The 26751-nt window shown below is 35.0% G+C and carries 25 protein-coding genes; 11 read left to right on the plus strand and 14 right to left on the minus strand.

Features of this window, described 5'->3' with window-relative positions; all coding sequences use genetic code 11:
- The first annotated feature begins 97 nt into the window (after nt 1-97).
- The 8 genes from DYR29_RS06145 (at nt 98) to DYR29_RS06180 (ending at nt 7124) form a co-directional block, all read left to right on the plus strand.
- A complete protein-coding gene (locus tag DYR29_RS06145; protein WP_047421778.1) occupies nt 98-709 on the plus strand; it encodes an L-threonylcarbamoyladenylate synthase in 612 nt (203 codons plus the stop codon).
- Between the two features lie 30 nt (nt 710-739).
- Nucleotides 740-1441 (plus strand): CPBP family intramembrane glutamic endopeptidase, encoded by a 702-nt coding sequence (locus DYR29_RS06150; protein WP_213279732.1) that lies wholly within the window; start codon nt 740-742, stop codon nt 1439-1441.
- Nucleotides 1442-1445: 4 nt separating this feature from the next.
- A complete protein-coding gene (gene yaaA, locus DYR29_RS06155; RefSeq protein ID WP_213279733.1) occupies nt 1446-2204 on the plus strand; it encodes a peroxide stress protein YaaA in 759 nt (252 codons plus the stop codon).
- The gene (prmC, locus tag DYR29_RS06160; protein ID WP_213279734.1) at nt 2205-3053 is read left to right on the plus strand and encodes a peptide chain release factor N(5)-glutamine methyltransferase; all 849 of its coding nucleotides are present in this window, start codon (nt 2205-2207) and stop codon (nt 3051-3053) included.
- A gap of 27 nt (nt 3054-3080) precedes the next feature.
- Complete coding sequence (locus tag DYR29_RS06165; protein ID WP_213279735.1) at nt 3081-4103, plus strand: serine hydrolase domain-containing protein; 1023 nt, start codon at nt 3081-3083, stop codon at nt 4101-4103.
- 5 nt (nt 4104-4108) lie between these two features.
- Nucleotides 4109-4468, plus strand: a complete 360-nt coding sequence (locus DYR29_RS06170) for a DUF4180 domain-containing protein (protein WP_213279736.1) — start codon at nt 4109-4111, stop codon at nt 4466-4468.
- Between the two features lie 544 nt (nt 4469-5012).
- On the plus strand, nt 5013-5585 hold the full coding sequence (locus DYR29_RS06175) for a hypothetical protein (protein ID WP_213279737.1): 573 nt from the start codon (nt 5013-5015) through the stop codon (nt 5583-5585).
- 6 nt (nt 5586-5591) lie between these two features.
- Nucleotides 5592-7124, plus strand: a complete 1533-nt coding sequence (locus tag DYR29_RS06180) for a lectin-like domain-containing protein (RefSeq protein WP_249413631.1) — start codon at nt 5592-5594, stop codon at nt 7122-7124.
- A 52-nt stretch (nt 7125-7176) separates the two neighbouring features.
- Here DYR29_RS06180 and DYR29_RS06185 read toward each other — a convergent pair whose 3' ends face one another.
- The 8 genes from DYR29_RS06185 to DYR29_RS06220 form a co-directional block, all read right to left on the minus strand.
- The gene (locus DYR29_RS06185) at nt 7177-8196 is read right to left on the minus strand and encodes an NAD-dependent epimerase/dehydratase family protein (protein ID WP_249413632.1); all 1020 of its coding nucleotides are present in this window, start codon (nt 8194-8196) and stop codon (nt 7177-7179) included.
- A complete protein-coding gene (locus DYR29_RS06190; protein WP_213279738.1) occupies nt 8142-8927 on the minus strand; it encodes an SDR family NAD(P)-dependent oxidoreductase in 786 nt (261 codons plus the stop codon). The genes DYR29_RS06185 and DYR29_RS06190 overlap by 55 nt, the downstream gene beginning before the upstream one ends.
- Before the next feature lie 145 nt (nt 8928-9072).
- On the minus strand, nt 9073-10176 hold the full coding sequence (locus DYR29_RS06195) for a helix-turn-helix domain-containing protein (RefSeq protein WP_213279739.1): 1104 nt from the start codon (nt 10174-10176) through the stop codon (nt 9073-9075).
- A 32-nt stretch (nt 10177-10208) separates the two neighbouring features.
- The gene (locus DYR29_RS06200) at nt 10209-10862 is read right to left on the minus strand and encodes a rhomboid family intramembrane serine protease (RefSeq protein ID WP_213279740.1); all 654 of its coding nucleotides are present in this window, start codon (nt 10860-10862) and stop codon (nt 10209-10211) included.
- A 6-nt stretch (nt 10863-10868) separates the two neighbouring features.
- Nucleotides 10869-13454 (minus strand): DNA gyrase/topoisomerase IV subunit A, encoded by a 2586-nt coding sequence (locus tag DYR29_RS06205; protein ID WP_213279741.1) that lies wholly within the window; start codon nt 13452-13454, stop codon nt 10869-10871.
- A complete protein-coding gene (locus DYR29_RS06210) occupies nt 13429-13938 on the minus strand; it encodes a hypothetical protein (protein ID WP_213279742.1) in 510 nt (169 codons plus the stop codon). The genes DYR29_RS06205 and DYR29_RS06210 overlap by 26 nt, the downstream gene beginning before the upstream one ends.
- A 97-nt stretch (nt 13939-14035) precedes the next feature.
- A complete protein-coding gene (locus tag DYR29_RS06215) occupies nt 14036-15922 on the minus strand; it encodes a DNA topoisomerase IV subunit B (protein WP_213279743.1) in 1887 nt (628 codons plus the stop codon).
- Between the two features lie 230 nt (nt 15923-16152).
- Entirely contained in the window at nt 16153-16692 is a 540-nt protein-coding gene (locus tag DYR29_RS06220; RefSeq protein WP_213279744.1) for a DUF2867 domain-containing protein, read from the minus strand.
- Nucleotides 16693-16922: 230 nt separating this feature from the next.
- Here DYR29_RS06220 and DYR29_RS06225 point away from each other — a divergent pair, with 230 nt between their 5' ends.
- Nucleotides 16923-18077, plus strand: coding sequence for a methionine aminotransferase (locus tag DYR29_RS06225; protein ID WP_213279745.1), 1155 nt, complete (start codon nt 16923-16925; stop codon nt 18075-18077).
- A 309-nt stretch (nt 18078-18386) separates the two neighbouring features.
- Nucleotides 18387-18563 carry a bacteriocin gene (locus DYR29_RS06230; RefSeq protein ID WP_213279746.1) on the plus strand — a complete coding sequence of 59 codons (177 nt, stop codon included), beginning with the start codon at nt 18387-18389 and terminating at the stop codon, nt 18561-18563.
- Between the two features lie 85 nt (nt 18564-18648).
- On the opposite strand, the gene DYR29_RS06235 is transcribed toward DYR29_RS06230, so the two are convergent.
- Both DYR29_RS06235 and DYR29_RS06240 read right to left on the minus strand, forming a co-directional pair.
- Nucleotides 18649-19413 (minus strand): SDR family NAD(P)-dependent oxidoreductase, encoded by a 765-nt coding sequence (locus tag DYR29_RS06235; protein WP_213279747.1) that lies wholly within the window; start codon nt 19411-19413, stop codon nt 18649-18651.
- Nucleotides 19414-19502: 89 nt separating this feature from the next.
- Complete coding sequence (locus tag DYR29_RS06240) at nt 19503-20441, minus strand: helix-turn-helix domain-containing protein (protein WP_213279748.1); 939 nt, start codon at nt 20439-20441, stop codon at nt 19503-19505.
- Between the two features lie 141 nt (nt 20442-20582).
- Between DYR29_RS06240 and DYR29_RS06245 the strand changes: the two genes are divergently transcribed.
- On the plus strand, nt 20583-20741 hold the full coding sequence (locus DYR29_RS06245) for a hypothetical protein (protein WP_213279749.1): 159 nt from the start codon (nt 20583-20585) through the stop codon (nt 20739-20741).
- A gap of 230 nt (nt 20742-20971) precedes the next feature.
- Here DYR29_RS06245 and ychF read toward each other — a convergent pair whose 3' ends face one another.
- The 4 genes from ychF to DYR29_RS06265 all read right to left on the minus strand — a co-directional run bounded on the left by ychF (nt 20972) and on the right by DYR29_RS06265 (nt 26679).
- On the minus strand, nt 20972-22063 hold the full coding sequence (gene ychF, locus DYR29_RS06250; protein ID WP_213279750.1) for a redox-regulated ATPase YchF: 1092 nt from the start codon (nt 22061-22063) through the stop codon (nt 20972-20974).
- A 125-nt stretch (nt 22064-22188) separates the two neighbouring features.
- Nucleotides 22189-24147 (minus strand): AAA family ATPase, encoded by a 1959-nt coding sequence (locus DYR29_RS06255; protein ID WP_213279751.1) that lies wholly within the window; start codon nt 24145-24147, stop codon nt 22189-22191.
- 97 nt (nt 24148-24244) lie between these two features.
- Nucleotides 24245-24796: a ferritin gene (locus DYR29_RS06260; RefSeq protein WP_213279752.1), complete on the minus strand. Its 552-nt coding sequence runs from the start codon at nt 24794-24796 to the stop codon at nt 24245-24247.
- Nucleotides 24797-25062: 266 nt separating this feature from the next.
- Nucleotides 25063-26679, minus strand: coding sequence for a glycoside hydrolase family 10 protein (locus DYR29_RS06265; RefSeq protein ID WP_213279753.1), 1617 nt, complete (start codon nt 26677-26679; stop codon nt 25063-25065).
- Between the last annotated feature and the right edge of the window lie 72 nt (nt 26680-26751).

Here is a 26751-nt window from a genome sequence, read left to right on the forward strand (position 1 = left end):
TGGATTGCAAAGGTACGAATATTTTTTACAAATCCTAATTTTTCTTTTAAATAAAGGACTTTTATGAAAACTATTTTATTATTTGTATCTTTGTTTTATGGCAAAAATATTAAAAATTTACCCAGACAACCCACAGGAAAATCTTGTGAATGAGGTTATTAAAACTTTAAATAATGGCGGGCTGATTATCTATCCTTCTGATACGATATATGCTTTAGGCTGTAATATTTTTGATATAAAAGCCATGGAAAAACTGGCTCAGCTCAAAAAGATGAAGCTTGAGAAGTCGAAATTCTCCATTATCTGTAATGATCTCAGCCATCTTTCCGATTTTACAAGACCTATTGACACCTCAATTTTCAGATTTCTGAAAAGTCATCTTCCCGGACCTTTCACTTTTATCCTTGAAGCGAACAAAAATTTGCCCTTAGCATATAAAGGTCATAAAACAATTGGTATCCGTGTTCCGGATCATCCGATCCCGCAGCTGATCGTTGAAAAACTGGGACACCCTATTGCTTCCACTTCTATTAAGGATGATGACGAAATCATTGAATATTCTACCGATCCTGAACTGATTGCCGAGAAATATGATCATCTGGTAGATATCGTTATTGATTCAGGATATGGAGACAACGTGGCTTCCACTATTGTAGACCTTACTTCCGGAGAACCGGAGATTATCCGTCAGGGAAAAGGAATTATTTAATTCAAATGTAAGGTTTAGGGTTATTGGATTATGGGGTTTAATGGGAAATATTCTATAGGAATTTTACTCACTTTTGTGCTTTTGGTTGCAGCAATGCTTTATTCTTTCCCGGTTATCGCTATGATTACAGGAATAAGAGGAATTACTGCAGACAGCTTTTTTCTCAGCAGAATTGTGATCTGGGCCGTTTTGATCATTGTATTTCTGTACAATAGGGTCATTGAAAAAGATTCATTCTTATTAAAAAAAGAATCTTCCTATTCTATCTTATTTTATATTAAAGCAGTTCTGAGCCTTTACTTGATCTGCATTATTGGCGGAGCAGCTCTGAATGCAATAATACAGTTTTTTATCCCTGAAAAAATAAGTGATAAGCTTATTAACCTTGTCCCTGTTTTTAAGAACAATTATTTGTTAATCATTTTCATGTGCCTTACCGCTGCTATTGCAGAAGAATTCCTGATGCGGGGTTATATACAGCCAAGGATTGAAAAAATCTATAATAATCCGACTGCCGGAGTGATTATTTCATCCGTTTTATTTGGAATTCTGCACAGCACATATGGTACTCTAGGTCAGGTTCTCGGACCTTTCTTTATTGGACTTGTTTTTGCCCTGTTTTATAAACACTATTCAAATATTAAAATTCTGATCATCTGCCATTTTATGATTGACTTTATCTCTCTGATGGCCCTGAATTTTATTAATATTAAACATTTATCTGTATTTTAACATTATGAAAATTATAACATCTCCTGCTAAATTAATGAATGTAGAAAACTCAACAGATCTGTTGAAATCTTCTACTCCAAAATTCATTGAAGAAGCAGCATTTATACAGTCTTATTTAAAAGAAAAATCACCAAAATATCTTTCCGAACTGATGGAAATATCGCCCAAACTGGCTGATGAAAACTGGGAAAGAAATCAAAAATGGAAATCAAAACCTACTGCAAAAGAATCTGCTCCGGCTATGTTTGCTTTTACAGGGGAGGTTTACAGAGGGCTGGATGCCAAGACCCTGGATAAAAATGCAGTAGACTATCTGCAGAAAAACTACAGAATGCTTTCCGGGCTGTATGGTCTGCTGAAACCTTCTGATAAAGTAATGCTTTACAGACTTGAAATGGGTCGTCCTTTTGAGTTTGAACAATACAAAAACCTGTATGAGTTCTGGAGAGAAAAGATTACGGAGCAATTGAATTCTGAAATGAAAAAAGGAGAAATTCTTCTTCATCTTGCCAGCAATGAATATGGAAAAGTAGTTGACAGAAAAAAGCTGAACCATAAAGTAATCGATTTCGATTTTTATGAATTAAAAGAGGGAAAACTGAAAACCATCGTTGTATACACCAAGCACGCAAGAGGTCTTGTGGTAAGATTTTGTGCTGAAACAAATGCCAAAACTCTGGAAGATGTAAAAGCTTTCAATTATGAGGGGTACAGAATTGATGAAGAGAAGTCTACAGATACTAAACTGGTTTTTACAAGATAAATGACAATTTCAGCATTTAAAAAATATTTCAAAACAGAACTTTCCGGTCTTTATACTGAATCGGAAAGTGTTTTTTTATCCTCCCTGTTCATTCATCAGATTGTAGGTTTCGATCATTTTCAGCAAAGAAGATTTTCTGAGCAGGAACTTCTGATAGACGATGAAGAAAAGCTTTCTCATTTAGTTTCAGAACTTAAAACAGGAAGACCTTATCAGCAGATTCTGGGAGAAACTGAGTTTTATGGAATGAAGTTCTTTGTGGATGAAAATGTACTGATTCCCCGCCCTGAAACGGAAGAACTGCTTGAGATTGCTATCAGAGAGACTCAACGTTTAAAGTTTAATGTTCAAAGTTTAAAAATTCTAGATATCGGAACCGGAAGTGGAGTGATTCCTTTGGTTTTAAAGAAACATTTTCCTGAAGCTGTAGTTTCATCAATAGATTTTTCTGAAAAAGCATTGCAGACTGCTAAAAAAAATGCAGATTATCATCAACTGGAAATACAATTCATCCATGCTGATTATCTGAATTTTGAGCCGGTGGAAAGTTTTGATATTATTATTTCCAATCCTCCATATATAGGTATTGAGGAAGAAATTGAAATTTCAGACTCTGTGAAAGAATTTGAGCCTAAAATGGCCCTTTTCTCTCCTACTTCTGATGCTTTGATTTTCTATAAAAAGATAGCGGAAGATGCTAAAAAGTACCTGAATGAAGACGGACTTTTATTCCTGGAAATTAATCAGAAATTAGGACCGGAAACCCTGGAACTGTATCAATATTTTTCTAACGCTCAATTATTAAAGGATTTATCTGAAAATGACAGGTTTATTTATGGAAGGAAATAAGTAATTTTGCTTCCAGACATTTAACCTATGAAAACTTTACTATGGAATGCCTTCATTGGTATTTTTCTGATTCTGCAACTCACCTCCTGCAAACAGCAGCCTCAGGATGTTGTGAATGCGTATTATAAGAAAGGAGAATTCAATGGTTCTGTTCTGATCGTGAAAAATGGCAAAGTGGTATGTGATACTGCTTTGGGATTTCGTAATATTGAAAAAGAGCTCCGATCAGATAAAAATACTTCTTTTTATATTGCCTCTCTCAGCAAACCTTTTACTGCTGCAGCGATTATGATTCTACAGCAAAAAGGTTTATTGAAGCTGGATGATAAGGCATCTCAGTTCATTGAACTTCCTGAATATGCTAAGAATATCACGATCAGGCAGCTTTTGCATCATACATCGGGAATCAGTGACTATGAGAATTTGTTTTCGAAAAAAGGTTTGACCAACAAGGATGTGATGGACTGGCTGTTTAGCCTTAAAAATCTTGATTTCATTCCTGACAGTAAGTTTAAATACAGCAACAGCGGATATATTATTCTTTCTCAGATTATCGAAAAGGTATCCGGAAAATCTTATCATACTTTGATCAATGAACAGATCATCACGCCTTTGAAGATGAACGATACGTATGTGTATGAACCTTCCACGATTATTCAAAATAAAGCATTGGGATATAATCAACAGAAGAAACCTGATGATTATTCCATCTTAACAACCGGTGACGGCGGAATTTATTCTACTCCTGAAGATCTGTATAAATTTGATCAGACCTTGAGGAATTATACTTTGATCAGTAAAGAAAATACAGCGCTTATGTACACTCCTGCAAAACTCTCCGGCGGCCAGGTTTCAAATTACGGGTTTGCCTGGTTTATAGAACATGAAAGGGGTGAAAAAACCGCAATGCATACAGGGGGGCTCAATGGTTTCAAAGCTTTATTCTGGAGAGATCTGGAGCACAACAGCTGTATTATAGCACTTACCAATCAGGGAGATGCATTCCCTTTGGGTAACTTTTTAAATGATATTAAAAAAACTATTCAATAAATAAAATGATTATTCAATCTCACGAAATTAATACGATAAAAATTGCAGAAGTTATTTCTGATAATATAATCATCCAATCTGCACAGGACGGGCTGGATCTTATGGGAAATATCTATTATCAGGGTTTTGATAAAGTTATCCTTTATGAAAAAAACATCACTCCTGAATTCTTCGATTTAAAAACAAAAATTGCGGGTGAAATTCTTCAAAAATTCTCAAACTATCGTATCGGACTGGCTATTGTAGGTAATTTCGATCAATATGAGAGTAAAAGCCTGAAAGACTTTATTTTTGAAAGCAATAAAACAAAACAGGTGAATTTCCTCAAATCATTGGCGGAAGCGTTAGATAGTTTATCACAATAAATTCTTTTCAGACAATTCGCACAAAACATACCACCTATCGCATTTTTAAGGATCAGGATTTTTTATAAAACCAGATATTACAAAGGATGCTGAAATTTGAAGTTAAAAATAATCTACTTATTTTACCATATTAGTAAAAATTTAAATCAATAGTCAATAATTTAACTAACAAATAAAGTTAAATTAAATTTAATCTCCTGAAAACCAAATATTAAGTAGTTTATTCGTATATTTGCAAAAACACAAGGATTATGAATTTTACTATTCTAAAGGCTTATATTGTATAAATAGGGCTACTTAAACTCAATTCTCTTTTTTGACTCTTTCAGATAAGACATAGATGTTTCTATGACACATTCTTGTTGTATCTGTTCCTTTGGAAACTAAGGTCTCCTCATACTATTGTATGGGTATAATTCATTGACTTAAATGAATGAAGGCGTATTGATTTCCAATATGAATTAAGCTGGCAGGAAAGTATCTTTCATAAAAACACAACACAAAAAAACATATAATACACAGATAAAAAATTATTAAAGACATCATGATTAAAAAATTATTTCTACCAATCGTTTTAGTAAGTTCTTTTTCTTATGCCCAGATAGGGATTAACACACCCACGCCTGATGGAAGTGCAATTCTGGATGTGTACAGTCAAAATAAAGGGATGCTTATTCCAAGACTTACTACTGCAAAAAGAGATGCGATTTCTAATCCGGCCAACTCACTTCTTATTTATGATACGGATAAAAAATGTTTAAGCCAGAATATTGGAACACCTACCAAACCGGATTGGTTATGTATCAGTAATAATGCTGTAAAAATGTTTTACATGCCTAGTGTTTCTTTTGATACTTCTACCACTGCAACTGGCAGAACTAAAGATTTATATACTTTGTATAAAACTCAGTTCGGATCTCCAAAGGCAAAGAGCACCAGCGCTCCCGCATCTATTCCTTTTTTCCCGTCAAGCAAAGACCTTTACTATTATGTGACAGATGCTGATCCTAATGTATTCAGCAATATTTCTATTTCTGATGACGGGGTAATGACCTATGATGTAAAAGCAGCTGCTACAGACTGCTCTTTTATTAATATTGTTTTTGTTGTTAAATAATGAGTTATGATAAAAAATACTCGAATTAACAGACACAAAAGACTTTTGTTTATTTTCTCATCGCTTATTTTCTCCCAAGGTATTCAGGCACAGAACCAACAGGGAACCGGATATCCGTATTTTGTTAACTTTACTCAGGGGTTACAGCCTCAGGAAGCTTATAAAGTAGCAACCAGCGGAGTTCAGAATGATGCCACCTTTACCACAGACGGATTGCGGCTTACGCGAAGTGTGAATAACATTTCCGGAGGGATTATACTCGCTGATAAAATATTCAATAGTGACCAGGGAATTAAGTTTGAATTTGAATTTGCTATTTATGGAGGAAATACTAACGGAGGAGATGGAATTTCTATATTCCTGGTTGATGGGTCTATTCCTAAAAACCAACTTAATCTAGGATACTTTGGAGGAGGATTAGGCTATAGTTTTGTACGTGGAGGTGAGTCTACAGAAGGACTGAGAGGTGCCTATCTGGGAATAGGACTGGATGAATTCGGAAACTTCAAAACAAGCTTTAACCAAGGTGAAAGAGTCAGAAACGGAATTTTTGGCGTAACCTTAGCTGACGGACGAAGTAATGTTTCTTTAAGAGGTAAACGTGGAAATCAATATCTTTCGTCATCGGAACCAGCTGGATACAATGGATATCCGTTACTTTACAGCACAGCAACCAATGCATCGCCTTCCAGCAGCAACCGATCTGCTTATCTGGATACCCAGACAGGAAAGTTTATTGGCATAAAAAACACGAATCTTCAGCAGTTCAGCATTGAAAGCGGCGGAACCACTATTCCTCAGAATGAAAATGACATCAGATTCCGTAAAGCCTATGTTACATTGATTCCCAATCCTGCCGGAGGTTACAACATAACCCTGGAAATACAACACGGAACTGTGAAAGAAACAGTAATTGATAATTATTACTATCCAACATCCTTAAAGTATACAGAGACTACAATATCCAACAGTACGGTAAGAAATCTGGACACTTCACCTCCTGCTACTTTCAGAATTGGTTTTGCTGCTTCTACCGGAGCCGCTAAAAATATACATTTATTGAAAAATTTAGGAGTAACCAGACCTTATGCAGCGGAGGTAACAGATGATCTGTTTGCAGGATGTCCGGGCATAAAATCTACGTATTCTCCTTTACTTAATGATGCGGCATACAGCGGTCAGAATCCGCGAACGCTTTCTTATAATAATCTGGATTTTAATTCATTCCGTTTTTTAGACATCAATGGCAGTGTAATTCCGAATATTGTAAATGGCACCTATACAAGTAATGAAGGTACATGGGTATATTCTTACTCTACAGGAAGACTTTCTTTCAAGCCTGCAACCGGATTTACCGGAACTGCGCAAATAAAATATGATATTAAAGGTGGAGGAAGCGATGGAACTGAAGCCCCTTACAATCTTGAAGAATACAGATCAATGCCCGCGTTGATACAAGTGAATATTTCAAGTTCAAACAACTGCAGCAAAGCCTGTGTGATTTCTAATAAAAATGTCACTCAGAAAATAACAAGATAATTTGAAAAACCAGCTTCTAAAAAGCTGGTTTTTTATTTACAGTATTGAATTACTATTTATTATTTTGATCAAAATACTGAATCGCATCTTCAATCGCTTTATCCACAGGCTGGTAATGAAGTCCTAATTCATTTACCGATTTCTGATTAGAATAATAATTACAAATCTGCAGTGCTTTCATATTGGAAGTACTGAGATTTGTTTTTATCTTTAATTTTCTTAACACCTCTCCTATTAATCCCAGGAAACTCAACAGTCCATTGGGAATGGCTATCATGACCGGATTTTGGTGGGTAATTCTATTTATTTTCTTAAAAAATTCATTATAGCTTAAGTTTTCGTTGGCTAAAAGATATTTTTCACCATTCCTTCCCTTTTCAATCGCATTTAATACTCCGTTGGCTGCGTCTTCTGCATGTACAAAGTTTTTCCCTCCTTTCGGGTAGAAAACAAGTTTCTTTTTCCAGGCCCAGAAGATGATTTTCCCGGAACTCGGTTTGCTGTCATAGGCTCCGATCATAAAAGTAGGATTTACAATAACTACTTCTGTATTTTTACGGTTCTTTAAAAGGTACTCTTCAGCTTCCAGCTTACTTTGAGCGTACATCGAATGGGTAAAAGGATAAAGCTGCGGTGCCTGTTCATTTCCCCGGAACGCTGTATTTCCATATCCTAAAGTATTTGCTGTGCTTACAAACAAAAACTTTTTTACATTCATTGATTCTGCATGGGTAAACAGATTTACGGTTGTTTCAAAATTCACTTTTCTATATTCATCATAGCTTATGAGATTCTGACGTGTTTCCGCAGCAATATGAATGATAAGATCAATTTCTTTGAGCAATAATGAAAGATCAGAGGAAAGGTCAACTTCCACCAGTTTCAGATTTTCGTTCTCTCCACCCAGCCAGCTGCTTTTCTTGCGCACCAGAGCAATAACAGAATAACCATTTTGTAATAATTTAATAATAACATTAGTTCCCAGAAGCCCTGTCGCTCCGGTTACACACACTTTTTTCATGCTTCGATCTCTCTTTTTATAGCCTGGGTCATCAACGGGAGTTTGATCCATATGGGTAAAATTTTCATCATCAGCCAGCTGATTGGGTTCACCATAATTACGGAATCTTTTTTAAATAATTGGCGAATACAGTATGATGCTACTTTATCAGGATTTAAAAGGGTCAGTTTTCCAATAAAACCTTGTCTTTCTATCCTTTTACAGACATCTGTATTGGTTTTCATAGCACCTGGATTCACCACGCTTACAAAAACATTGGTATCTTTCAGTTCTTCATGCAGCCCTCTTGAAAATGAATGGATAAAGCTTTTGGAAGCAGGATATACGGTTTTAAAACCAATGGGAGAAAAAGCGGCCATACTGGAAACATTCAAAATATAGGCTTTTGGCTGTTTTAAAAGGTTAGGAAGTAACTGATGGGTGATCAATGAAGTTGCCGTTACATTGACCTGCAGAATGGTATTGATATAATCCGGAGTGGCTTCTGTGAATTTTTTAGTTCCTCCAAGTCCTGCATTGTTAATGAGGATATGAATATCAAAAGAACGGTTAAGCCATTCTGTAAGTTTCATGACATTGTCATTAACAGAGAGATCTGTCTCGTAATAATGAACTTTTATATTATACAGCTCCTTCAGTTCCTTGGAAAATTCTTTAAGATTCTGATCCGGAAGACTGACCAGAATGACATTGATCTTTTTCTTTGCCAGGTGTTCAGCGAATGATTTGCCAAGCCCCTGACTTGCTCCTGTGACAACAGCATATGACTCTTTGGTATCCATATGTTTAAATTTTATGGTACAAAGCTATCGTGAAAAGAGGGTTTGAATGTTCCGGGTTATCAGACCGAACTGATTTTCAATCAAAAAAACAAAAACATGCAAATGCATAAAAGTCAATGCTTTAAATAAATAAAAAAATAAAACTTTATAAACCTGAACTTATTTTTTTGAATTCGGAAGGGGTCTGTCCGGTCACTTTTTTAAAGGTAGTATTAAAAGATGTTTTGGAATTGAATCCCGACTCGTAAGCAATCCCGAGAATTGATAATTTACTATTTGATTCTTTCAGAAGTTTTTGGGCATATTCTACTCTGAATTCGTTCACATATTGGAAAAAATTCTTCCCAAAACCTGTATTGATAACATACGACAGGTGATGGGTAGAAACGGACAGCATTTCAGCCAGTTTGATCAGGTTAAGTTCACTGTCAAGATAAGGTTTCTCTGTTTCCATCAGTCCTTCAAGTGAGGTTTTGATCTTCACTAATTCTTCATCAGAGATTAGTTTTCTCTTTATTTCTTCTGAGCCGGAATCTTCACTGATAGAGATCAGCTCTTCTCTCTGTTTTTCTTCTAAAGGATAGATTTCCCTCTGTTTCAGGGAATAATATCCCACCCAGTAGATCACAAATAAAAAGACAGTATTGATAAAGAAATTCAGTGATTTGGGATCATAGAAGAGATTGTAGATCACATAGATGATATTCACGATAAGAAGTACCAGAATAATATATTCAAGCCAATTCAGATTGATTCCTTCGGTATTGGAAGAAAACTGCTGGATCTTGCGCTGGTGCTTTCTGATGGTAATATAAGAAAGTCCGGTATAGAACAATGCCTGAATCAGAATCAGAATAACACTCAGGTATTCAAACGGGACAGCGTATCCTAATTTGATCAATATCAGACACAACAGAAAAGCTACCGGAAGTAATAAAAACTTCAGATCAGTGATTTTGAAGGTAAAAGAAGGATTGGTAAAGAACAGCACACTAAAGTAAAAAACAATAGGTGTAAAAAACTGAATAAACCTTACCCAAAACAGAGAATGAAATTCAACCGTAGTTCCTGTGATGAGAAACAAAACCTCATCCAGCCAGAAGGTAGACCACAGAAACAGAAATATCCCAAACCAGAAATTGGCTTTACGGTTTACTTTCAAAGGATTGGCCAGCTTCAGCAGAGAAAGCAAAACCAATGAACCATAGATAAGTATCACGATGAAACTGTTTAACTCTGATGTGTTCATTGGTTTTGATATTTTAATTAAAAATAGTCTTTTTATCCTATTCGTTTCCTTACAAAAATTTCATATGCCAGATAAATTAACGGAAGCGACATAATTCCTATATAAATTCCGTTTTGCACGGCATGTTCTGGAGCATTTATCACAGCATATATTAATCCCAGAAAAGCTCCTCCCAAATGAGCAGCGTGCCCGATATTATCATATGCTCTCGGATTCAGCATCATATACACAGAATAACCAAAATAGACCAGCCCGAAAATATATCCGGGAATACCGATCGGAATAAAGAAAAGATAGATTTTGAGATCAGGAATCAATGCTATGGAAGCAAAAAGGATTCCTGAAACGCCACCACTCGCTCCAACAGCAGAATACCAGGGTTGCTTTTGATAAATGTATAATGATAGGAAGTTGCCCAGCAATATAGCTCCCAGATATACAATGATAAATCCTATATTCCCGAAACCCTGAATAACAATAGGCGCAAAGAAATATAATGTAAGCATATTGAATACCAAATGCATGATATCAGCATGTAAAAATCCTGATGAAAGCAAACGAATATATTCTTTTTTATGAAGAATAGCGCCAACACTAAATTTATATTTTTCAGTAATGGCAGGATTATTAAAAGCTATGAAGCTTATAATAGCCGTAATTGCAATAAATAATATTAAAATATTCATTTTTTTTTAATTTTCAGGTTCGTCACCTTGAAACAGATCACCAATAACTCCTCCGTCTTCATCTGCATCACCTATAGATTCAGGTTCTTCATAGACTTCAGGTTCTTCTTCTACGGGTTCAGGAATGGTAATATTGATTGCTTTTACTTTAAACTTTGTAAACTGATTTCCGATTGCTTTTATTCCTTTTACGGCAATAAATTCATCAATGTTGATCGTTTCAACTTCACGTTCTTTCCCTTTATCTTTTGCGAAAATGATTTCTGCAGTGGCGTCATTGGCAACGATTACATTTTCAATGAATGATTTCGGGTGTTCGGATGGCATGAAAGTCTGAACGTTAACCGTATTTTCCAGTAAGAATCTCTTGATGAAATAAATATCTTTTTCTCCATCATAGTAAATACAGGTAATAGGCTGTGCAGGTCTCCATTTTTCCAATACCAGATATTCATCATCAAAACGGTTACCAAGATCAAAGGACACCAGTTTAACTTCTCCGTTTGTGTTGATGGTCAAAATCTTGTCATCTCCTTTAAAGCTTCCCAGTAATGTTCCTCTTGCATCGGCATTCAGTCTTCTTACGGTATCGTCAAACCAGATCTTTCTAGGTGCCAGGGTAGAAACTCCTTCTTCCTTCATATCTACCTTCTTTACCGCATATTTTGTTACCAGATTTCCCTTGGAATCACGCCCTTTGATGGCAAGTTCGGAGAAATTGATCTCCATTTTGTTCTTTCTGATTCTTGGATTTGGTTTTAAAAGCACAGTTACGGTTTCTGCTTCACCATTAGGGTTTGCTGAAAAATACAGTGTTTCGGAACCTTTTTTATCTGAAGCTAACGGATAATCTGTATTTCTTGTCACTCCGGTTACAGAGAAACGTTTCATATAATATGGCCCTTCTCTTCCTTCGCGGTAGATCATATTATACACTGTTCTTTTATCGTTTTTCTTCCAGATAGCAACATGCAGGATATCTTTACCAACAAACGTTTTTGCCTCTACTTTTACCACTTTCATGCTTCCGTCTTTTCTGAAAATGATGATATCATCAATGTCAGAACAGTCGAAGAGATACTGGTCTTTCTTCAGGGATGTTCCGATAAAGCCTTCTTCAAAATTAGCATAGAACTTTTCATTAGCCACGGCAACTTTTGTAGCATCAATGGTATCAAAAATTCTAAGTTCTGTCTTTCTCTGCTTGTCTTTACCGTACTTTTTCTGAATATTTAAGTAATAATCGATGGCATAAGCGATCAGATTGGCCAGATGGTGTTTTACCTGTTCTATTTTGCCTTCCAGCGATGCAATATTTTCTTTAAATTTATCTAAATCGAATCTTGAAATTCTCTTGATTCGGATTTCGGTCAGTTTTAGAATATCTTCTTCTGTGACAGCTCTTAAAAGGTGTTTGGTATGTGGTTTTAATCCTGCATCAATAGTCTTTAGCACATCTTCCCAGGTTTTCACCTCTTCGATATCGTGGTAGATTCTATTTTCAATAAAAATTCTTTCCAGTGAAGAGAAATGCCAGCTTTCCTGAAGTTCGTGAAGTTCAATTTCAAGTTCTTTCTTCAATAATGACACCGTATGATCTGTATTCATTTTCAGAATATCGGAAACATTCATGAACATAGGTTTGTCACCTACAATCACACAGGCATTCGGAGAAATTGTCACCTGGCAGTCTGTGAATGCATACAAAGCGTCAATTGTCTTATCCGGAGAAACATCATTATGAATATGGATCAGGATTTCTACTTTGTCTGAAGTATTGTCCTCAATCTTTTTAATTTTGATCTTCCCTTTCTCATTGGCTTTTAAAATCGAATCAATAAGATCAGTGGTCGTTTTCGAGTAAGGAAGTTCGGAAATCACCAATGTATGCTTATCCGTTTGGGTAATTTTGGCTCTGGCTCTTACTTTTCCTCCTCTGTGGCCGTCATTGTATTCTGAAACATCCAGATAACCGGCTGTTAAAAAGTCCGGATACAGCTCAAATCTCTTTCCTTTCAGGTAAGCTACCGATGCATTGATAAGCTCATTGAAATTATGCGGAAGTATTTTTGTGGAAAGTCCTACCCCAATACCTTCTACTCCCTGTGCAAGAAGCAAAGGAAATTTTACCGGCAGGTCGACAGGTTCATTATTTCTTCCGTCGTAGGATTTGGTCCATTCTGTCGTTTTAGGATTAAAGACTACCTCCAATGCGAAAGGGGTCAGTCTTGCTTCAATATACCTTGCAGCAGCTGCAGAGTCTCCTGTATAAATATTCCCCCAGTTTCCCTGAGTATCTATCAGTAATTCCTTCTGCCCTATCTGCACCATGGCATCTGTAATGGAAGCATCTCCATGTGGGTGATACTTCATGGTATTTCCCACGATGTTCGCTACTTTATTGTAACGGCCATCTTCCAGTTCCCGCATAGAGTGCATAATTCTTCGCTGAACGGGTTTCAAACCATCATACACCGAAGGGATAGCTCTGTCCAAAATTACATAGGAAGCATAATCCAGAAACCAGTCTTTGTACAGACCGGAAACCTTCTTTAAACTTTCACCCTCATGCGAATATTCTTCTGTCGTCATCTGTTTTTTTGTCTTTTTTCTCTTTATTAGCTTTTACTACTTTGTTCAGAGAGAGTTTTAAATCGTTTACTTCTTTTCTGTTCAAATAAGAAATGTGATACTTCAGTATAGTAGATCCGTTATTCTTACTTGAAACAGTGATGTATAATCTTTTGATAAATAAAATACTGACTACATCATATTTTATCAGCTTATATTTTGGAAATTCATCGTGAAGAGGCTTCTCTAAAAAAGGAATAATATTCCTGTTTTTAAAGTTCAGAGCTTCTCCATCGCTGTCATATTCAAAAATCTGCCGTCCGCAAATATAAAAGATGATCAGCATTATAATAGGAACAATAATCAGTAAATAACTTTCATCATCCAGCGCATTAAATCTATATTTATTAGCGATAAATGCAATTACTCCAAGTACCATTATCATAAGAAGAAGGGTGCTTAAAAAGTTATAAACTGATGCTTTATTACGGTTACTTAGTCTCATTTGATTTCTTTGTTGTAAGTTTCCTAATTTCTTACTTCAAAATGTGTTTTTTTAAGCCTCAGCATTGTTGTCAAGGAAAGTTTTTAATATATAATTTTTAGTTTTCTACTTCATCCAGAATTTCTTTTTTAGCAATATCAGTATCATCCTCCACAACCAGGTTTTCCAGAATAAAAGTCTGTCTGTCCGGAGTATTTTTTCCCATATAAAACTCCAGAAGCTGTTCAATGGTCTGGTCTTTTCCTAACACTACAGGTTCCAATCTGATATCCTGACCTATAAAGTGCTTGAATTCATCCGGAGAAATTTCTCCTAATCCTTTAAATCGTGTGATTTCAGGATTTTTCCCCAGATCATTTAATGCTTTTACTCTTTCAGCTTCAGAATAACAGTATCTTGTTTCTTTCTTGTTTCTTACTCTGAATAAAGGAGTCTGAAGAATATAAAGGTGCCCGTTTTTAATCAGATCAGGGAAGAATTGCAGGAAGAATGTAATCATCAGCAAACGAATGTGCATTCCATCCACATCGGCATCGGTTGCAATAATCACCTGGTTGTATCTCAGGTCTTCCAGACTTTCTTCAATATTTAAGGCAGCCTGCAGAAGGTTAAATTCTTCATTTTCATATACCACTTTCTTGGTAAGACCATAGCAGTTCAATGGTTTACCTTTCAGTGAGAATACAGCTTGCGTTTCCACATCTCTGGATTTTGTGATAGATCCTGATGCAGAATCTCCCTCGGTAATGAAGATCTGAGTATCTCCTTTTCTTTCGGCTTTCTGATCGTTATAATGCTGTCTGCAGTCACGAAGTTTTTTGTTGTGAAGAGATACTTTTTTAGCTCTTTCCCTAGCCAGTTTCTGAATTCCGGAAAGTTCTTTTCTTTCTCTCTCGGAAATTAGTATTTTTCTTTGGACCGCCTCCGCAATTTCCGGGTTCTTATGTAAAAAGTTGTCCAGTTTGCTTTTTAGGAAATCAATAATGAATGTTCTTACGGTAGGACCATTCGGCCCCATATCATTAGATCCTAATTTTGTTTTGGTCTGGGATTCGAAAACCGGTTCTTCTACATTGATTGAGATAGCGGCAATGATAGACTTTCTGATATCAGAAGCTTCAAAATTCTTATTAAAAAACTCACGGATCGTCTTCACATAAGCTTCACGGAATGCATTAAGGTGAGTTCCACCCTGTGTGGTATTCTGTCCGTTTACGAATGAGAAATAGGTTTCCATCTGAGATTTGTCAGTATGAGTGATAGCCACTTCAATATCATCATCTTTCAAATGAACGATAGGATAAAGTGTCTCACTTTCCAGTTCTTCTTCAAGGAGATCTTTAAGACCGTTTTCAGAAAAATAGGTTTCTCCGTTGAAAAGAATTTTCAATCCCGGATTCAGGTATGCATAATTGCGGAGCATTCTTTCGATATACTCTTTTCTGTATTTGAAATGCAGGAATATATCCCCATCAGGAATGAAAGAAATTTCAGTACCATTTCTGTCTGAAGTATCCTTTTCTTCAAAGTTTTCTTTGATAAGTCCCTGGGAGAATTCTGCAGCTTTCATTTTTCCGTCGCGGAAAGAACGTACTCTGAAATACTCAGAGAGTGCATTTACCGCTTTGGTACCTACCCCATTTAACCCTACAGATTTTTTAAACGCCTTACTGTCGTATTTACCTCCGGTGTTCATTTTGGAAACAGCATCTACTACTTTTCCCAATGGGATTCCACGTCCAAAGTCACGAATTGTAACTTTACCGTCATCTACTTTTATTTCGATTCTTTTCCCTGATTTCATCCTGAACTCATCAATAGAGTTATCCAGGATTTCTTTAAGCAGAATATAAATACCATCATCGGCGGAAGACCCATCTCCAAGCTTCCCGATGTACATGCCGGGGCGCAGACGGATGTGTTCCTGCCAATCGAGGGTTCTGATATTATCTTCTGAATAGGTTGGATTTATTTCTTGTGACATATATGATTTCAGCAAACATACAAAAATACGAAATTGTATAAAATTATCCGAATTTTAAAAGTCATTTTTTCCTAACTTTTATTGTTCAATGAGAAGAATAGTCATTGATTTTTAAGCCTTTTAAATTTGTTGATAGACAAAAGCAAACAAAATTCATTATAACTCTGAAAATTTTCATTAATATATTTAAAACTATAGAACTTTTACTTTTGCATTCGTAGATGGATATTTTATTTTTTATTTTCCAGCTGCCCGATCATATTTTTCAGCATAGCAGGCACAATTAACTTATGAAAAGGACGAACAGGAAGAAAATATAATACACCCAGCCAATTATGGAACTTTACCGTAGTGGATATGGTAAGAGATTTTTCATCAAAATGATTTTTATTTTCATCAAATAAAAGGGAAACTCTGAAATCCAGATGCTTATCATTTTCCCCGATAACAATTTCATTATCCGTTTTATCAAACACTGTAAAAATACCCATGCGCTCTCCCACTTCACATTTAAAATCCTGTTCCAACTGCTGCTTTTCTGTTTCAGATCCTGTTTTCAGTCCAAATAATCCTACTATTTTATTTCTGAAAGCAAACATTTTCTTTCCCCATTTCGGTCCACTTGTAAAGAATACATTTCCGATTTCTGTAATATCAATATTCCGGCTGCCATGTTTCAATTCTCCTTCAAAACTATCAACATAATCAAAATCTTTTTTTCCCTGGGATAAAACTGATTTTTCCGGAAACTCCGTCTTCTTAATCTTCATTGTTATTGGTTTTTAATAGTTGTGTGTCTAACAAATGTAGGTATCTTTCTATAGATTTAAAAGAAAAAAAATCAAACATATGTTTAAAATCATATTTCCTCATTAAATTCATCATTCAAACCATTAACTTCCTCAACATCAGCCTTCAACCTAGCTCTATTTAATTTTTATTTTTATAAGTGAAGTCTGTTTTAAATATTTCATTAAATTCGATCAACAAAACTGTTTTTATGATACAACTTCCTTTATCAAAACTTTCCAATGTAGGAACTACTATTTTCAGTCAGATGACTCAACTTGCCAACGAAAATGAAGCGATCAATCTTTCTCAGGGATTTCCGGATTTCATGCCTGACCTGGAGCTATTGAATCATGTAGATCATTTTATTAAAAAAGGCTTTAACCAATATGCTCCATTAGGTGGAATGGTTGGTCTGAAGGAAGAAATTGCCAGAAAAATTGAGAACAGCCATCAGGCAACCTATCATCCCGATTCGGAAATAACAATTACTGCAGGGGGAACTCAGGCGATTTTCACTGCCATTGCTTCTTTTATCAAAAAGGAGGATGAAGTGATTATTTTTGAACCGGCCTATGACTGTTATGAACCTACTGTAGAACTTTTCGGAGGGATTGTAAAACGTTTTGAAATGAAAGCTCCTGATTATAACATCGACTGGACTGCTGTAAAAAATCTTGTCAGTGACAAAACCAGAATGATTATCCTGAATAATCCCAACAACCCATCCGGAAAAATACTGACAGAAAATGATATACAGGAGCTTATTCAACTGGTAAAAGGGACTTCTATTCTTATTTTAAGTGATGAAGTGTATGAAAATATTGTTTTTGACGGAAAGCAGCATTTAAGCATTTGTAAATATCCGGAATTGAAAGAAAGGAGTCTTCTTGTTGCTTCTTTCGGGAAACTCTTTCACGTTACCGGCTGGAAAGTAGGATATTGTGCAGCTCCCAAAATCTTAACGGATGAGTTCAGAAAAGTACACCAGTTCAATGTTTTCTGTGTCAACACTCCTATTCAGCTTGCATTGGCAGAGTACATGAAAAATGATGAACATTATACCCAACTGAATCAGTTTTTTCAGGAAAAAAGAGATTTTCTGAGAAAAGGTCTTGAAGGAACATCTTTTGAGCTGCTGAATTGTGAGGGAACTTATTTTCAGGCAGTAAAGTATGATAAGATTTCGGATAAAAATGATTTCGATTTCGCATCTGAACTGACAATCAATCACAAGGTGGCGAGTGTTCCTTTTTCTTCGTTCTATAAAAATAAACTGAATGAGAATGTCATCAGGTTATGTTTTGCAAAAAAACAGGAAACATTGGAGAAAGCTATTGAGAATTTATCAAGAGTATCATCATAATTTTTTGTGCTTTTGTGAGATCTTAGAGACAAGACCTTTACTCCAACTGTCATTGCGAGCAAAGCGAAGCAATCTCATTAAAATTAATGAATTTTGTATTGGAAAACCCTAAGACGCGAAGAAATTTTATAAGCAAACGTTTTAAGGCGCAAAGATTTTATCTCCGATGAATTGTATTGTTCTAAAATGACATAGATATTTCAGAGGTCATTTTTGGACGATGAGTTTATATTTTTCTTTAAAAGGTGACTTATAATCATTGATTTTCATATATTTATGAAATAACTAATCCATTAAATAATTAAAATCATGAAAAAAGGAATCATCTCACAAGGTAAAAAATTAAACAAAAAAGAATTAAGTACAATCAATGGAGGATTCGGTAATGTAAGATGCACCAATTCTTCAGGGTATTGCGTATACATCGGCCCTGGATGCAGTGAGCTCAAATGCCAGCTGCCGGAACCTCTTGAAGCTGTTGAGTAATTCAGCTTCAAAGAAATGATAAAATAATACCACGGGCGGCTCAAGATGAGCCGCCCGTGGTATTATAATGATGATCTATCAGATATTATAAAAACATTCCTCCTGAAACTTCAATTCTTTGTCCGTTGATCCATCCTGCATCTTCTGTACACAAGAATGCTACCACACCACCGATATCATCGGGAAGTCCTACTCTTCCTAAGGCTGTAGCACCCGCTACTGCAGCATTGATCTCTTCATTATCTCTTACTCTTCCTCCCCCAAAGTCTGTTTCAATAGCTCCCGGAGCCACAACATTAGCTTTGATTTTTCTTGATCCTAATTCTTTGGCCATATATTTTGTAAGCATTTCTACTCCAGCTTTTATAGATCCATAAACAGAAGATCCCGGTGTTGCAAATCTTGCCAATCCTGAAGATATATTGATAATTCCTCCCCCATCATTCATGAATGGCAAAAATTTTTGAGTCAGGAAAAATACTCCTTTGAAATGGATGTCTACCACATCATCCAATTGCTCTTCTGTAACTTCCGTAATCGGTGAATATAAAGCTGTTCCTGCATTATTGATCAGGTAATCAATATGAGCACTTCCTGTATTTTCCTGCAAGTGTTCTGTAACGTCTTTTACAAAAGCGTCAAAACTTTTAATGTCTTTTGTATCCAGCTGGAAAGCAGCGGCATTTCGTCCCATTGCTTTTATTTCATTCACAACAGCTTCAGCCTCTTCCTTGTTGCTTCTGTAAGTAATAATAACGTCTAATCCTTTTTGAGCAATCTTTAGTGCTGAGTTCTTTCCCAATCCACGGCTTCCTCCGGTTACCAGTGCGATATTTGTTTTTGTGTTCATTTTATTTTGATTATTTTGATGGTACAAAGTTGAGACATTTCCCGGCTGAAGCATTTGCTTGAATCAATCTGAAATTTGCAAAATTCAAATCAGGAACGAAATTCTAATGGGGTAAAGGAAGTTTTCCTTTTAAAGAAATTAGAAAAATGGGCAATTTCTTCGAAACCTAAGGCATAGGATATTTCTGAAACGTTCCATCTGGTCTGCTTTAAGAGTATTTTTGCTTCCTGGGTGATTCGGTCAGAAATAAATTCCGTAGTCGTTTTTCCAGTGCTTTCTTTTAATCTTTTGTTTAAATAATTGACATGAACCGCCAATCTGTCAGCATAATCTTTCGCGGTTTTCAACTGCAGTCTCTGGTCCCAGGATTCAATGGGAAACTGTCTTTCCAACAGTTCTATAAACAGAGAAACCACTCTCATAGAAGCATCATTTGATGCGGATATTTTGGTAGCCGGCTGTAGTTTCTGCCCATAATGAATCAATTCCAGAACATAGTTTCTGATCAGATCATATTTAAAAACATAATCTGAATCTATCTCTTTTTTTATTTTTTTAAAAAGGCTTTCTATCTCTTCTGCAAGTTCATCGTCAATTTCGAATACAGGTACCCCGCCAGGTTGAAAAATAGGAAGATCTTCAAGGTTATAATAGGATTTATCTTTAATGAAAAAGTCTTCTGTAAATACACAGAAACTCCCCGACTGATCAGGATCTTCAGGGACCCAATGATAGGGAACTTTTGGGGTAGCAAATAATAAAGCGTTCTGTTTTATTGAGATTACTTTGTCAGCATATTCTGCCCTGTTTCGTCCTCTTATAAAACTTATTTTATAGTATTTCCTTCTGTTATAGGGCATTTCGGAAGTAGCCTTTGCCCTTTCGAGCGTCTGAGCAATATCGAAAACATTAAAGTGCCCGATATCTTTATGAAGTCCTTTGGGAAAAATACTTTCGAGATCTTTGCCTAATTTGGCGGCCATCTCTCTGTAAAAATCTTCGAGTGAGGTATGTGCTACTTTTTCCATGACAGATGATTTGTAAAATTCAAATATACGAAGTTCTACCTATTAAAAATTTCAAATTAAACCATGTTTTTTCCATATATCGTGATATAATTCATTTATTTTTCTTACATTCGTTAAACTAACCTACTAAAAATCAAAACTATGAAAAATCAAAACTTAACTAACGGAAAAAAATTGAACAAAAAACAATTAAGAGTAGTTACCGGAGGAAAAGAAATGTGTCTTCTTCCAGACCTTACTTGTAAGAAGTTTTCTTTTGCCTGTGCAGAAATTCAATGCCAACCAGGTATTGAATTGTAATACTTATAAAAGACAATATTATAATAACGAATCGCTTCCCTACAAGGAAGCGATTTTTATTTTAAAATAAATTCATAATATGCAGAATAACCATTTTTTAACCACTTATAAAGATTTTGAACAGGAAAAAAAAGAACTTCAAAATATAGAATTCTCATCATGAAAGTTTAGCAAAAACGCTTCCAAATACATGGAAGCGTTTTTTATTATAAACGAACTTTAATATTTTCTTATACATTGAATCTGAAGTGCATGATGTCACCATCCTGTACTATGTATTCTTTACCTTCTACAGACAGTTTTCCGGCTTCTTTGATCTTTACTTCAGAACCATAATGGATATAATCATTATATTTGATTACTTCTGCACGGATAAATCCTTTCTCAAAGTCAGTGTGGATTACTCCTGCAGCCTGTGGAGCCGTCCATCCCTGCCCGATAGTCCACGCTCTTACTTCTTTCACTCCAGCTGTAAAATATGTCTGAAGTTTCAACAGGTCATAAGCTTTTCTGATCAAACGATTAACTCCAGGTTCTGTAAGTCCTAACTCATCAAGGAAAATTTCTCTCTCTTCAAAAGTTTCAAGCTCATTGATATCAGCTTCTATCTGTGCGGCTAATACAACTACTTCTGCACCTTCATTCTTAGCCATCTCTTCAATCTTACCAATCCAGTCATTTCCGTTTTTGATAGAGTTTTCATCTACGTTGCAAACGTAAAGTACAGGCTTATTGGTCAGCAACTGAACTTCCCCAATAATTGATTTTGTAAAATCATCTACAGCAAATTCTCTTGCATTTTTACCATCCTCAAGGAATTTCTGTAAGTTCTGAAGGGTTTCGTAAGTAAGAATATCTTCTTTCTTCCCTGACTTGATGAATTTTTTAGCTTTTTCAACTGCTTTCCCTACTGTTTCAAGGTCTTTCAATTGCAGCTCGATATCAATAATTTCTTTATCTCTTAAAGGATCTACTGAACCTTCTACGTGAACGATATTTCCATTATCAAAGCATCTTAAAACGTGAATAATTGCTTCACATTCACGGATATTAGCCAAGAACTGGTTCCCCAATCCTTCTCCTTTGCTGGCTCCTTTTACAAGACCTGCAATATCAACAATCTCAACTACCGCTGGTAAAACTCTCTCAGGTTTTACGATTTTCTCCAGTTCAAACAATCTCTGATCCGGTACAGAAACCGTTCCAAGGTTCGGTTCAATAGTACAGAAAGGATAGTTTGCTGATTGAGCTTTTGCATTACTCAAACAGTTAAAAAGAGTTGATTTACCTACATTCGGCAGGCCTACGATTCCACATTTCATATTGTAAAATTCAAAGTTTAAGGTTTAGGGGTAACCCAAGGTTTCTCCAACTTTAAACATTGAACTCTGAACCTTGAATTACGAGTGTGCAAAGATAGTGAAGTTTAATCGTAATAAAAAATGATTTACCTATAATTAGATTTTTGAATAAAATCATATAGATTCTGTACTATAGAAACTAGTTTAGGATTTGTCCTAAAATCATCCCAAGTTATTAATCCTTGTTCAGTTAATTCTAAAACTTTAAAGCTTACTTCAGATTTATTCATTAAAGTTCCTTCTGTTTTATCCCAAATTTTATTCAATTCAGGCACGTTTGCTTTAATATTGTTTAATAATTTTCCAATATACGCTGTTTTATAAGCTTCCATTTTTTTTCTTTTTAGAGATATTGAAATTTCTGCCTGCACTCTTTCAAAATCTTCTTCTGTTTTCACTTTTCTCTTATCACAAAAGTTAATTAAAACTTTATCCCAAACGCTAAATGGTAATAAGTTCTCTATTTCTCTATAGTCCTTAGTTGTCTGATATTTAAAATTATTATTTTCTTTTTTTATTTCTTCGTAAATAGCATGTTTTTCATTTTTATATGGCCCATCATAATCAGAGATTAAGAATATTTTATTATTAATTGAAAAAGCATTTATTTTTTCTTTTAATTCTATTTCATTAAAATTATAATGATCAATATTACTGCCAGCATATTCAATGAATGCAAACTCAATATCTTCCTTAGGGTATATTTTATTTGAATTAGCTTTACAATATGCTTTTAAAAATGCTTTTAAATAGTTTCTGTCAGAAATTCCCTCAACCCATATAGAACAATTGGCTAGAAATACAGAAGAATTAGTTACTCCAAGGTATTGTAAGGCAGAATTATCTCCATGATTAACATTCTTTACAATAAATTTATCTTTGTTTACTTTATTAAATAGAAAAATAGAAATATCATCTTTTTCAATTGTCAAATCTAAGAAATGGTTTGAATGTGTAGAAATGAAATACGTTATCTCCTTTTCTTTTAGAAATTTATTATTTGTAATCTGTTCTAAAAATAGCCTTTGCATTCCAGGATGCAAGTTAATCTCAGGTTCATCAATAAAAATAACACTTTTATTATCACAAGTGTAAATCTTGTACATTAAAATAAATAAGGCTTGAATGCCATCACCCAATTCATGCAAATCTTTACTTTCCTCTTCAATAAAAACATTTATTATTTCAGAATCATCTTTCCCATTGTGTTTATCATAAATATTAAATTTCGCAACAATTTCAACACGTTTACTCTGGAAGAAATTTTGAGATAAAAATTCTTCAAATTTTTCAAATCCCTCTCTTTTATCTTTTATATCATTTCTTACATTCACAATCTGATAATACAAATCCATTCCAGTAAAAATTTCGATCTTTTCATCATTTAAATTATAACTTTTTACAATTGTTTCTTTTAAAATATCAGTTGAGATTTTTGAAAAGCTTTTGTCGGTTTTCTTTTGAAAAATAGAATGAGCCGTTCTAAGTGTTGGAATAAATATTTTTTTCTTTTCTTCAAAAAAATCCTGATGTAGCATTTTTTTTATTTGCATTAACAAAAAACTAATTCTTTCTTTATCCTCTCCTTGCAATTGGATAAAGCCATTACTTCCAAAATAATTAAGAGAAAGTCTATGAGAGTTTTCTGTTAAAAGCTTAAAAATATTTAAGTTAAAATCAACCACACTTAACATATCAATCTGTAAATCAGAGTAACTTAAGATTTTAAACACTACTTCACCTCGGTCATTTTGATATGAATTAAAAAGTACATTATTATGACTATTAACACCACCAAATTTTTTAGTAGTAATTAATTCATTAAATTCTTTAAGATATTCTTTTAATAAAGATTTATATTCATAAAGAATAGTATTAGAATCTAGAAAAGTTCTTATAAGTCTACTTTTACCACTGTTATTAGCACCAGTAAATATATTAATTAAAGAAAGATCATATAGCTTTACTAACTCGTCTTCATTTTCATTATAATATGAATAGAAAGCATTAGCATTAGGAAAAATTAAATCAAATTTATCACTCATATTTATTAGTTTATTCAAAAATAGATAAAGTTGGTCTACAAAAAAAATCTGCCAATATTCTGACAGATTTTCTAAAGGTTTAGATTCACCGGCTGTTTTATGGATTATCCCCCGTAGCATTCTGAGCCAGCGGAACATCATTCGGTGCTTCCTGTAAAGTTTTATCTAAAGTAAATAAAGACTCATCAGTAGCTCTGTCACCACCAGCGATTTTTAATTTATCAATTAAGTTTTGAGCTAATGTTTCTTCTTCAATCTGTTCCTGTACAAACCACTGCATAAAATTCCATGTTGCCCAGTCTTTTTCTTCCATGGAAAGATCTACAATTCTGTAAATAGCAGTTGTATTTTCAACTTCATGTTTAAAAACGCCATCAAAACAGGCTGTAAGGCTGTCCGGATCTGCCGGAGGAGCTGGAATAGCATCTACTTTTGGCTTTCCGCCTCTGTTTAAAATGTATTCCATGAATTTGATTGAATGATTTCGCTCTTCCTGAGCATGACGGTAAAGAAAGTTGGCAATTCCCTGATAGCCTTTATCATCGGCCCAAATTCCATAAGATAAAAAAACATGAGATGCATGAATCTCCTTATTCATCTGGTCACTAAGTGCTTTTTCCATGTTAGTGGAAAGTCTGTTAGTATTCATAATATTATATTTTGGTGATTATGGGATGAATCATGCAAAAATGATTCCGATGCAATTTATGTTTTAAACATAATCATTTATTTGCGTTTTTTATTTAATTGAAAATCACTATTTTAATGTGATAATTTATAGTTATTCTAAAATAAAAACCCAACTCTATTGGAGAGCTGGGTTTTAAACTTATAATTGAGATTGCTTCACCTTTTGCAATGACTAATACTAGATGGAAGTTTGCAAATTAGCCTTTTTGCTTTTTATAAAAAAATCTATTTAATTTTTCTGGCGATATAGTCACTTTCATTTCCTAATCTGTCAATAGCTTTTATGGCAACTGCGCTCAGCTTTTTACCGTCTTTAAATCTAGGAAGGTCTTTTGAAAGGGTATCCAGTGTTAAAATTTCGGTTTGCCATATTCCATTATATTGAGTAAAAAGAACCCATTGGAAGACATCAGCAGCATTTTTTGTACTCCAGCTGGTCTGTACGAAACTTCCGTTGTCTGCAATAAACAATGTAGGAGTCTGCAATGGAACAGCTTTTATCCATGGAGATTTTGGTACTAATGCTTTTTCACTGTACGGTCCGTTTTTCAAAGCAGGCAGCATATTCGGATTTTTAGTAAGTCCGGCAATGCTCCAGTGAATTTCTCCGGCATCATTTTTCAGGATATTTCTGGAGATTGCAATCTGGTTTTTAATTTCTGTTGGACGGTCTGATACTTTAACCTCAACAGTGTTCAATCCCGGCCATAAGTGACGGTTCATTGTGTTTTCAGATTGCCACCAGCTTAACAACGCTTCAAAACTTTGCCCTTTGGAATCAATTGGCCAGTAAAGCTGTGGTGAAAAGTAATCTACCCAGCCTTTATTTAACCATAATTTAGCATCTGCATATAGCTCGTCAAATTGTGAAGATCCTACTACTCCTGCAGGGTATCCGGGTTTCCAGATTCCGAATGGGCTGATTCCGAATCTTACGTTATTTTTTTCAGCATGGATCTCTTTATAAATACGCTCTACAAATTTGTTAACGTTATCCCTTCTCCAGTCTGCTCTGGATAGCGTACCACCACTGCTTACATAAGCATTCCATGTTGCATTATCTGGAAAATCGGCTCCTCTGTTATAGGTTGCGTAAGGATAGAAATAATCATCAAAATGCACGGCATCAATGTCATATCTTTTCACAATGTCCTTTACTACATTGGATACATGGCCTTGTGTTTTCGGATTGGCGGGATCAAACCAGTACATTCCGTTTTTTAATCTTAAAACAATATCGGACAGTTTATTAGCCATTGATAGATTATTCACGGCACCGCCGTTGGTATGGTGTGCACGGTAAGGGTTTAACCAGACATGCAGTTCCAAGCCTCTTTTATGGGCTTCTTCTATCCAAAACTGGAGTGGATCATAGTTCGGAAAAGGAGCCTTTCCTGTTTCGCCGGTCAGAAAGTAAGACCAGGGTTCAATATTACTTGTATAGAGGGCATCTGCGGAAGGTCTGATCTGAAAAATAGCAGCATTAAAATTGTTATCTCTCAACATATCAAGCATACTGATTGCTTCTGCTTTCTGCTGTTCTACCGTAAGATCATTTCTTGAAGGCCAGTTGATATTGGCTACACTCGCGATCCATGCTCCACGGAACTCTCTTTTGATTTCCGGAAGATTCGTCCTGAAATTTTCTTCAGTTGAAACTGTAGTTCCTGTAGCAGGTTTTGTTGTTACAACAGGTACTTTTGGCGGGGTTGTATTGTTGGTTGGTTTTGTCGGATTCTTCGTTGAAGGTGTTTTTACAACATTGTTCTGAACGGAACATGAGGTAGTGTAAGATGCAAAAACGCCCAATAAAACGATAAGTTTTAATTTATTCATTCTCATAGTCACAAAACTACTTTAAAATTTATTTTTACTTTCAGAGATTATTATGCCAAAATAAGCATTTTAATGGGT

The sequence above is a fragment of the Chryseobacterium indologenes genome, from assembly GCF_018362995.1.
GTDB lineage: Bacteria > Bacteroidota > Bacteroidia > Flavobacteriales > Weeksellaceae > Chryseobacterium > Chryseobacterium indologenes_G.

Excerpts from the sequence above, each read along its gene's own strand:
- DYR29_RS06145 (WP_047421778.1), top strand. The coding sequence starts at position 98 with ATGGCAAAAATATTAAAAATTTACCCAGACAACCCACAGGAAAATCTT.
- DYR29_RS06150 (WP_213279732.1), top strand. The coding sequence starts at position 740 with ATGGGGTTTAATGGGAAATATTCTATAGGAATTTTACTCACTTTTGTG.
- yaaA (WP_213279733.1), top strand. The coding sequence starts at position 1,446 with ATGAAAATTATAACATCTCCTGCTAAATTAATGAATGTAGAAAACTCA.
- prmC (WP_213279734.1), top strand. The coding sequence starts at position 2,205 with ATGACAATTTCAGCATTTAAAAAATATTTCAAAACAGAACTTTCCGGT.
- DYR29_RS06165 (WP_213279735.1), top strand. The coding sequence starts at position 3,081 with ATGAAAACTTTACTATGGAATGCCTTCATTGGTATTTTTCTGATTCTG.
- DYR29_RS06170 (WP_213279736.1), top strand. The coding sequence starts at position 4,109 with ATGATTATTCAATCTCACGAAATTAATACGATAAAAATTGCAGAAGTT.
- DYR29_RS06175 (WP_213279737.1), top strand. The coding sequence starts at position 5,013 with ATGATTAAAAAATTATTTCTACCAATCGTTTTAGTAAGTTCTTTTTCT.
- DYR29_RS06180 (WP_249413631.1), top strand. The coding sequence starts at position 5,592 with ATGATAAAAAATACTCGAATTAACAGACACAAAAGACTTTTGTTTATT.
- DYR29_RS06185 (WP_249413632.1), bottom strand. The coding sequence starts at position 8,196 with ATGGATCAAACTCCCGTTGATGACCCAGGCTATAAAAAGAGAGATCGA.
- DYR29_RS06190 (WP_213279738.1), bottom strand. The coding sequence starts at position 8,927 with ATGGATACCAAAGAGTCATATGCTGTTGTCACAGGAGCAAGTCAGGGG.
- DYR29_RS06195 (WP_213279739.1), bottom strand. The coding sequence starts at position 10,176 with ATGAACACATCAGAGTTAAACAGTTTCATCGTGATACTTATCTATGGT.
- DYR29_RS06200 (WP_213279740.1), bottom strand. The coding sequence starts at position 10,862 with ATGAATATTTTAATATTATTTATTGCAATTACGGCTATTATAAGCTTC.
- DYR29_RS06205 (WP_213279741.1), bottom strand. The coding sequence starts at position 13,454 with ATGACGACAGAAGAATATTCGCATGAGGGTGAAAGTTTAAAGAAGGTT.
- DYR29_RS06210 (WP_213279742.1), bottom strand. The coding sequence starts at position 13,938 with ATGAGACTAAGTAACCGTAATAAAGCATCAGTTTATAACTTTTTAAGC.
- DYR29_RS06215 (WP_213279743.1), bottom strand. The coding sequence starts at position 15,922 with ATGTCACAAGAAATAAATCCAACCTATTCAGAAGATAATATCAGAACC.
- DYR29_RS06220 (WP_213279744.1), bottom strand. The coding sequence starts at position 16,692 with ATGAAGATTAAGAAGACGGAGTTTCCGGAAAAATCAGTTTTATCCCAG.
- DYR29_RS06225 (WP_213279745.1), top strand. The coding sequence starts at position 16,923 with ATGATACAACTTCCTTTATCAAAACTTTCCAATGTAGGAACTACTATT.
- DYR29_RS06230 (WP_213279746.1), top strand. The coding sequence starts at position 18,387 with ATGAAAAAAGGAATCATCTCACAAGGTAAAAAATTAAACAAAAAAGAA.
- DYR29_RS06235 (WP_213279747.1), bottom strand. The coding sequence starts at position 19,413 with ATGAACACAAAAACAAATATCGCACTGGTAACCGGAGGAAGCCGTGGA.
- DYR29_RS06240 (WP_213279748.1), bottom strand. The coding sequence starts at position 20,441 with ATGGAAAAAGTAGCACATACCTCACTCGAAGATTTTTACAGAGAGATG.
- DYR29_RS06245 (WP_213279749.1), top strand. The coding sequence starts at position 20,583 with ATGAAAAATCAAAACTTAACTAACGGAAAAAAATTGAACAAAAAACAA.
- ychF (WP_213279750.1), bottom strand. The coding sequence starts at position 22,063 with ATGAAATGTGGAATCGTAGGCCTGCCGAATGTAGGTAAATCAACTCTT.
- DYR29_RS06255 (WP_213279751.1), bottom strand. The coding sequence starts at position 24,147 with ATGAGTGATAAATTTGATTTAATTTTTCCTAATGCTAATGCTTTCTAT.
- DYR29_RS06260 (WP_213279752.1), bottom strand. The coding sequence starts at position 24,796 with ATGAATACTAACAGACTTTCCACTAACATGGAAAAAGCACTTAGTGAC.
- DYR29_RS06265 (WP_213279753.1), bottom strand. The coding sequence starts at position 26,679 with ATGAGAATGAATAAATTAAAACTTATCGTTTTATTGGGCGTTTTTGCA.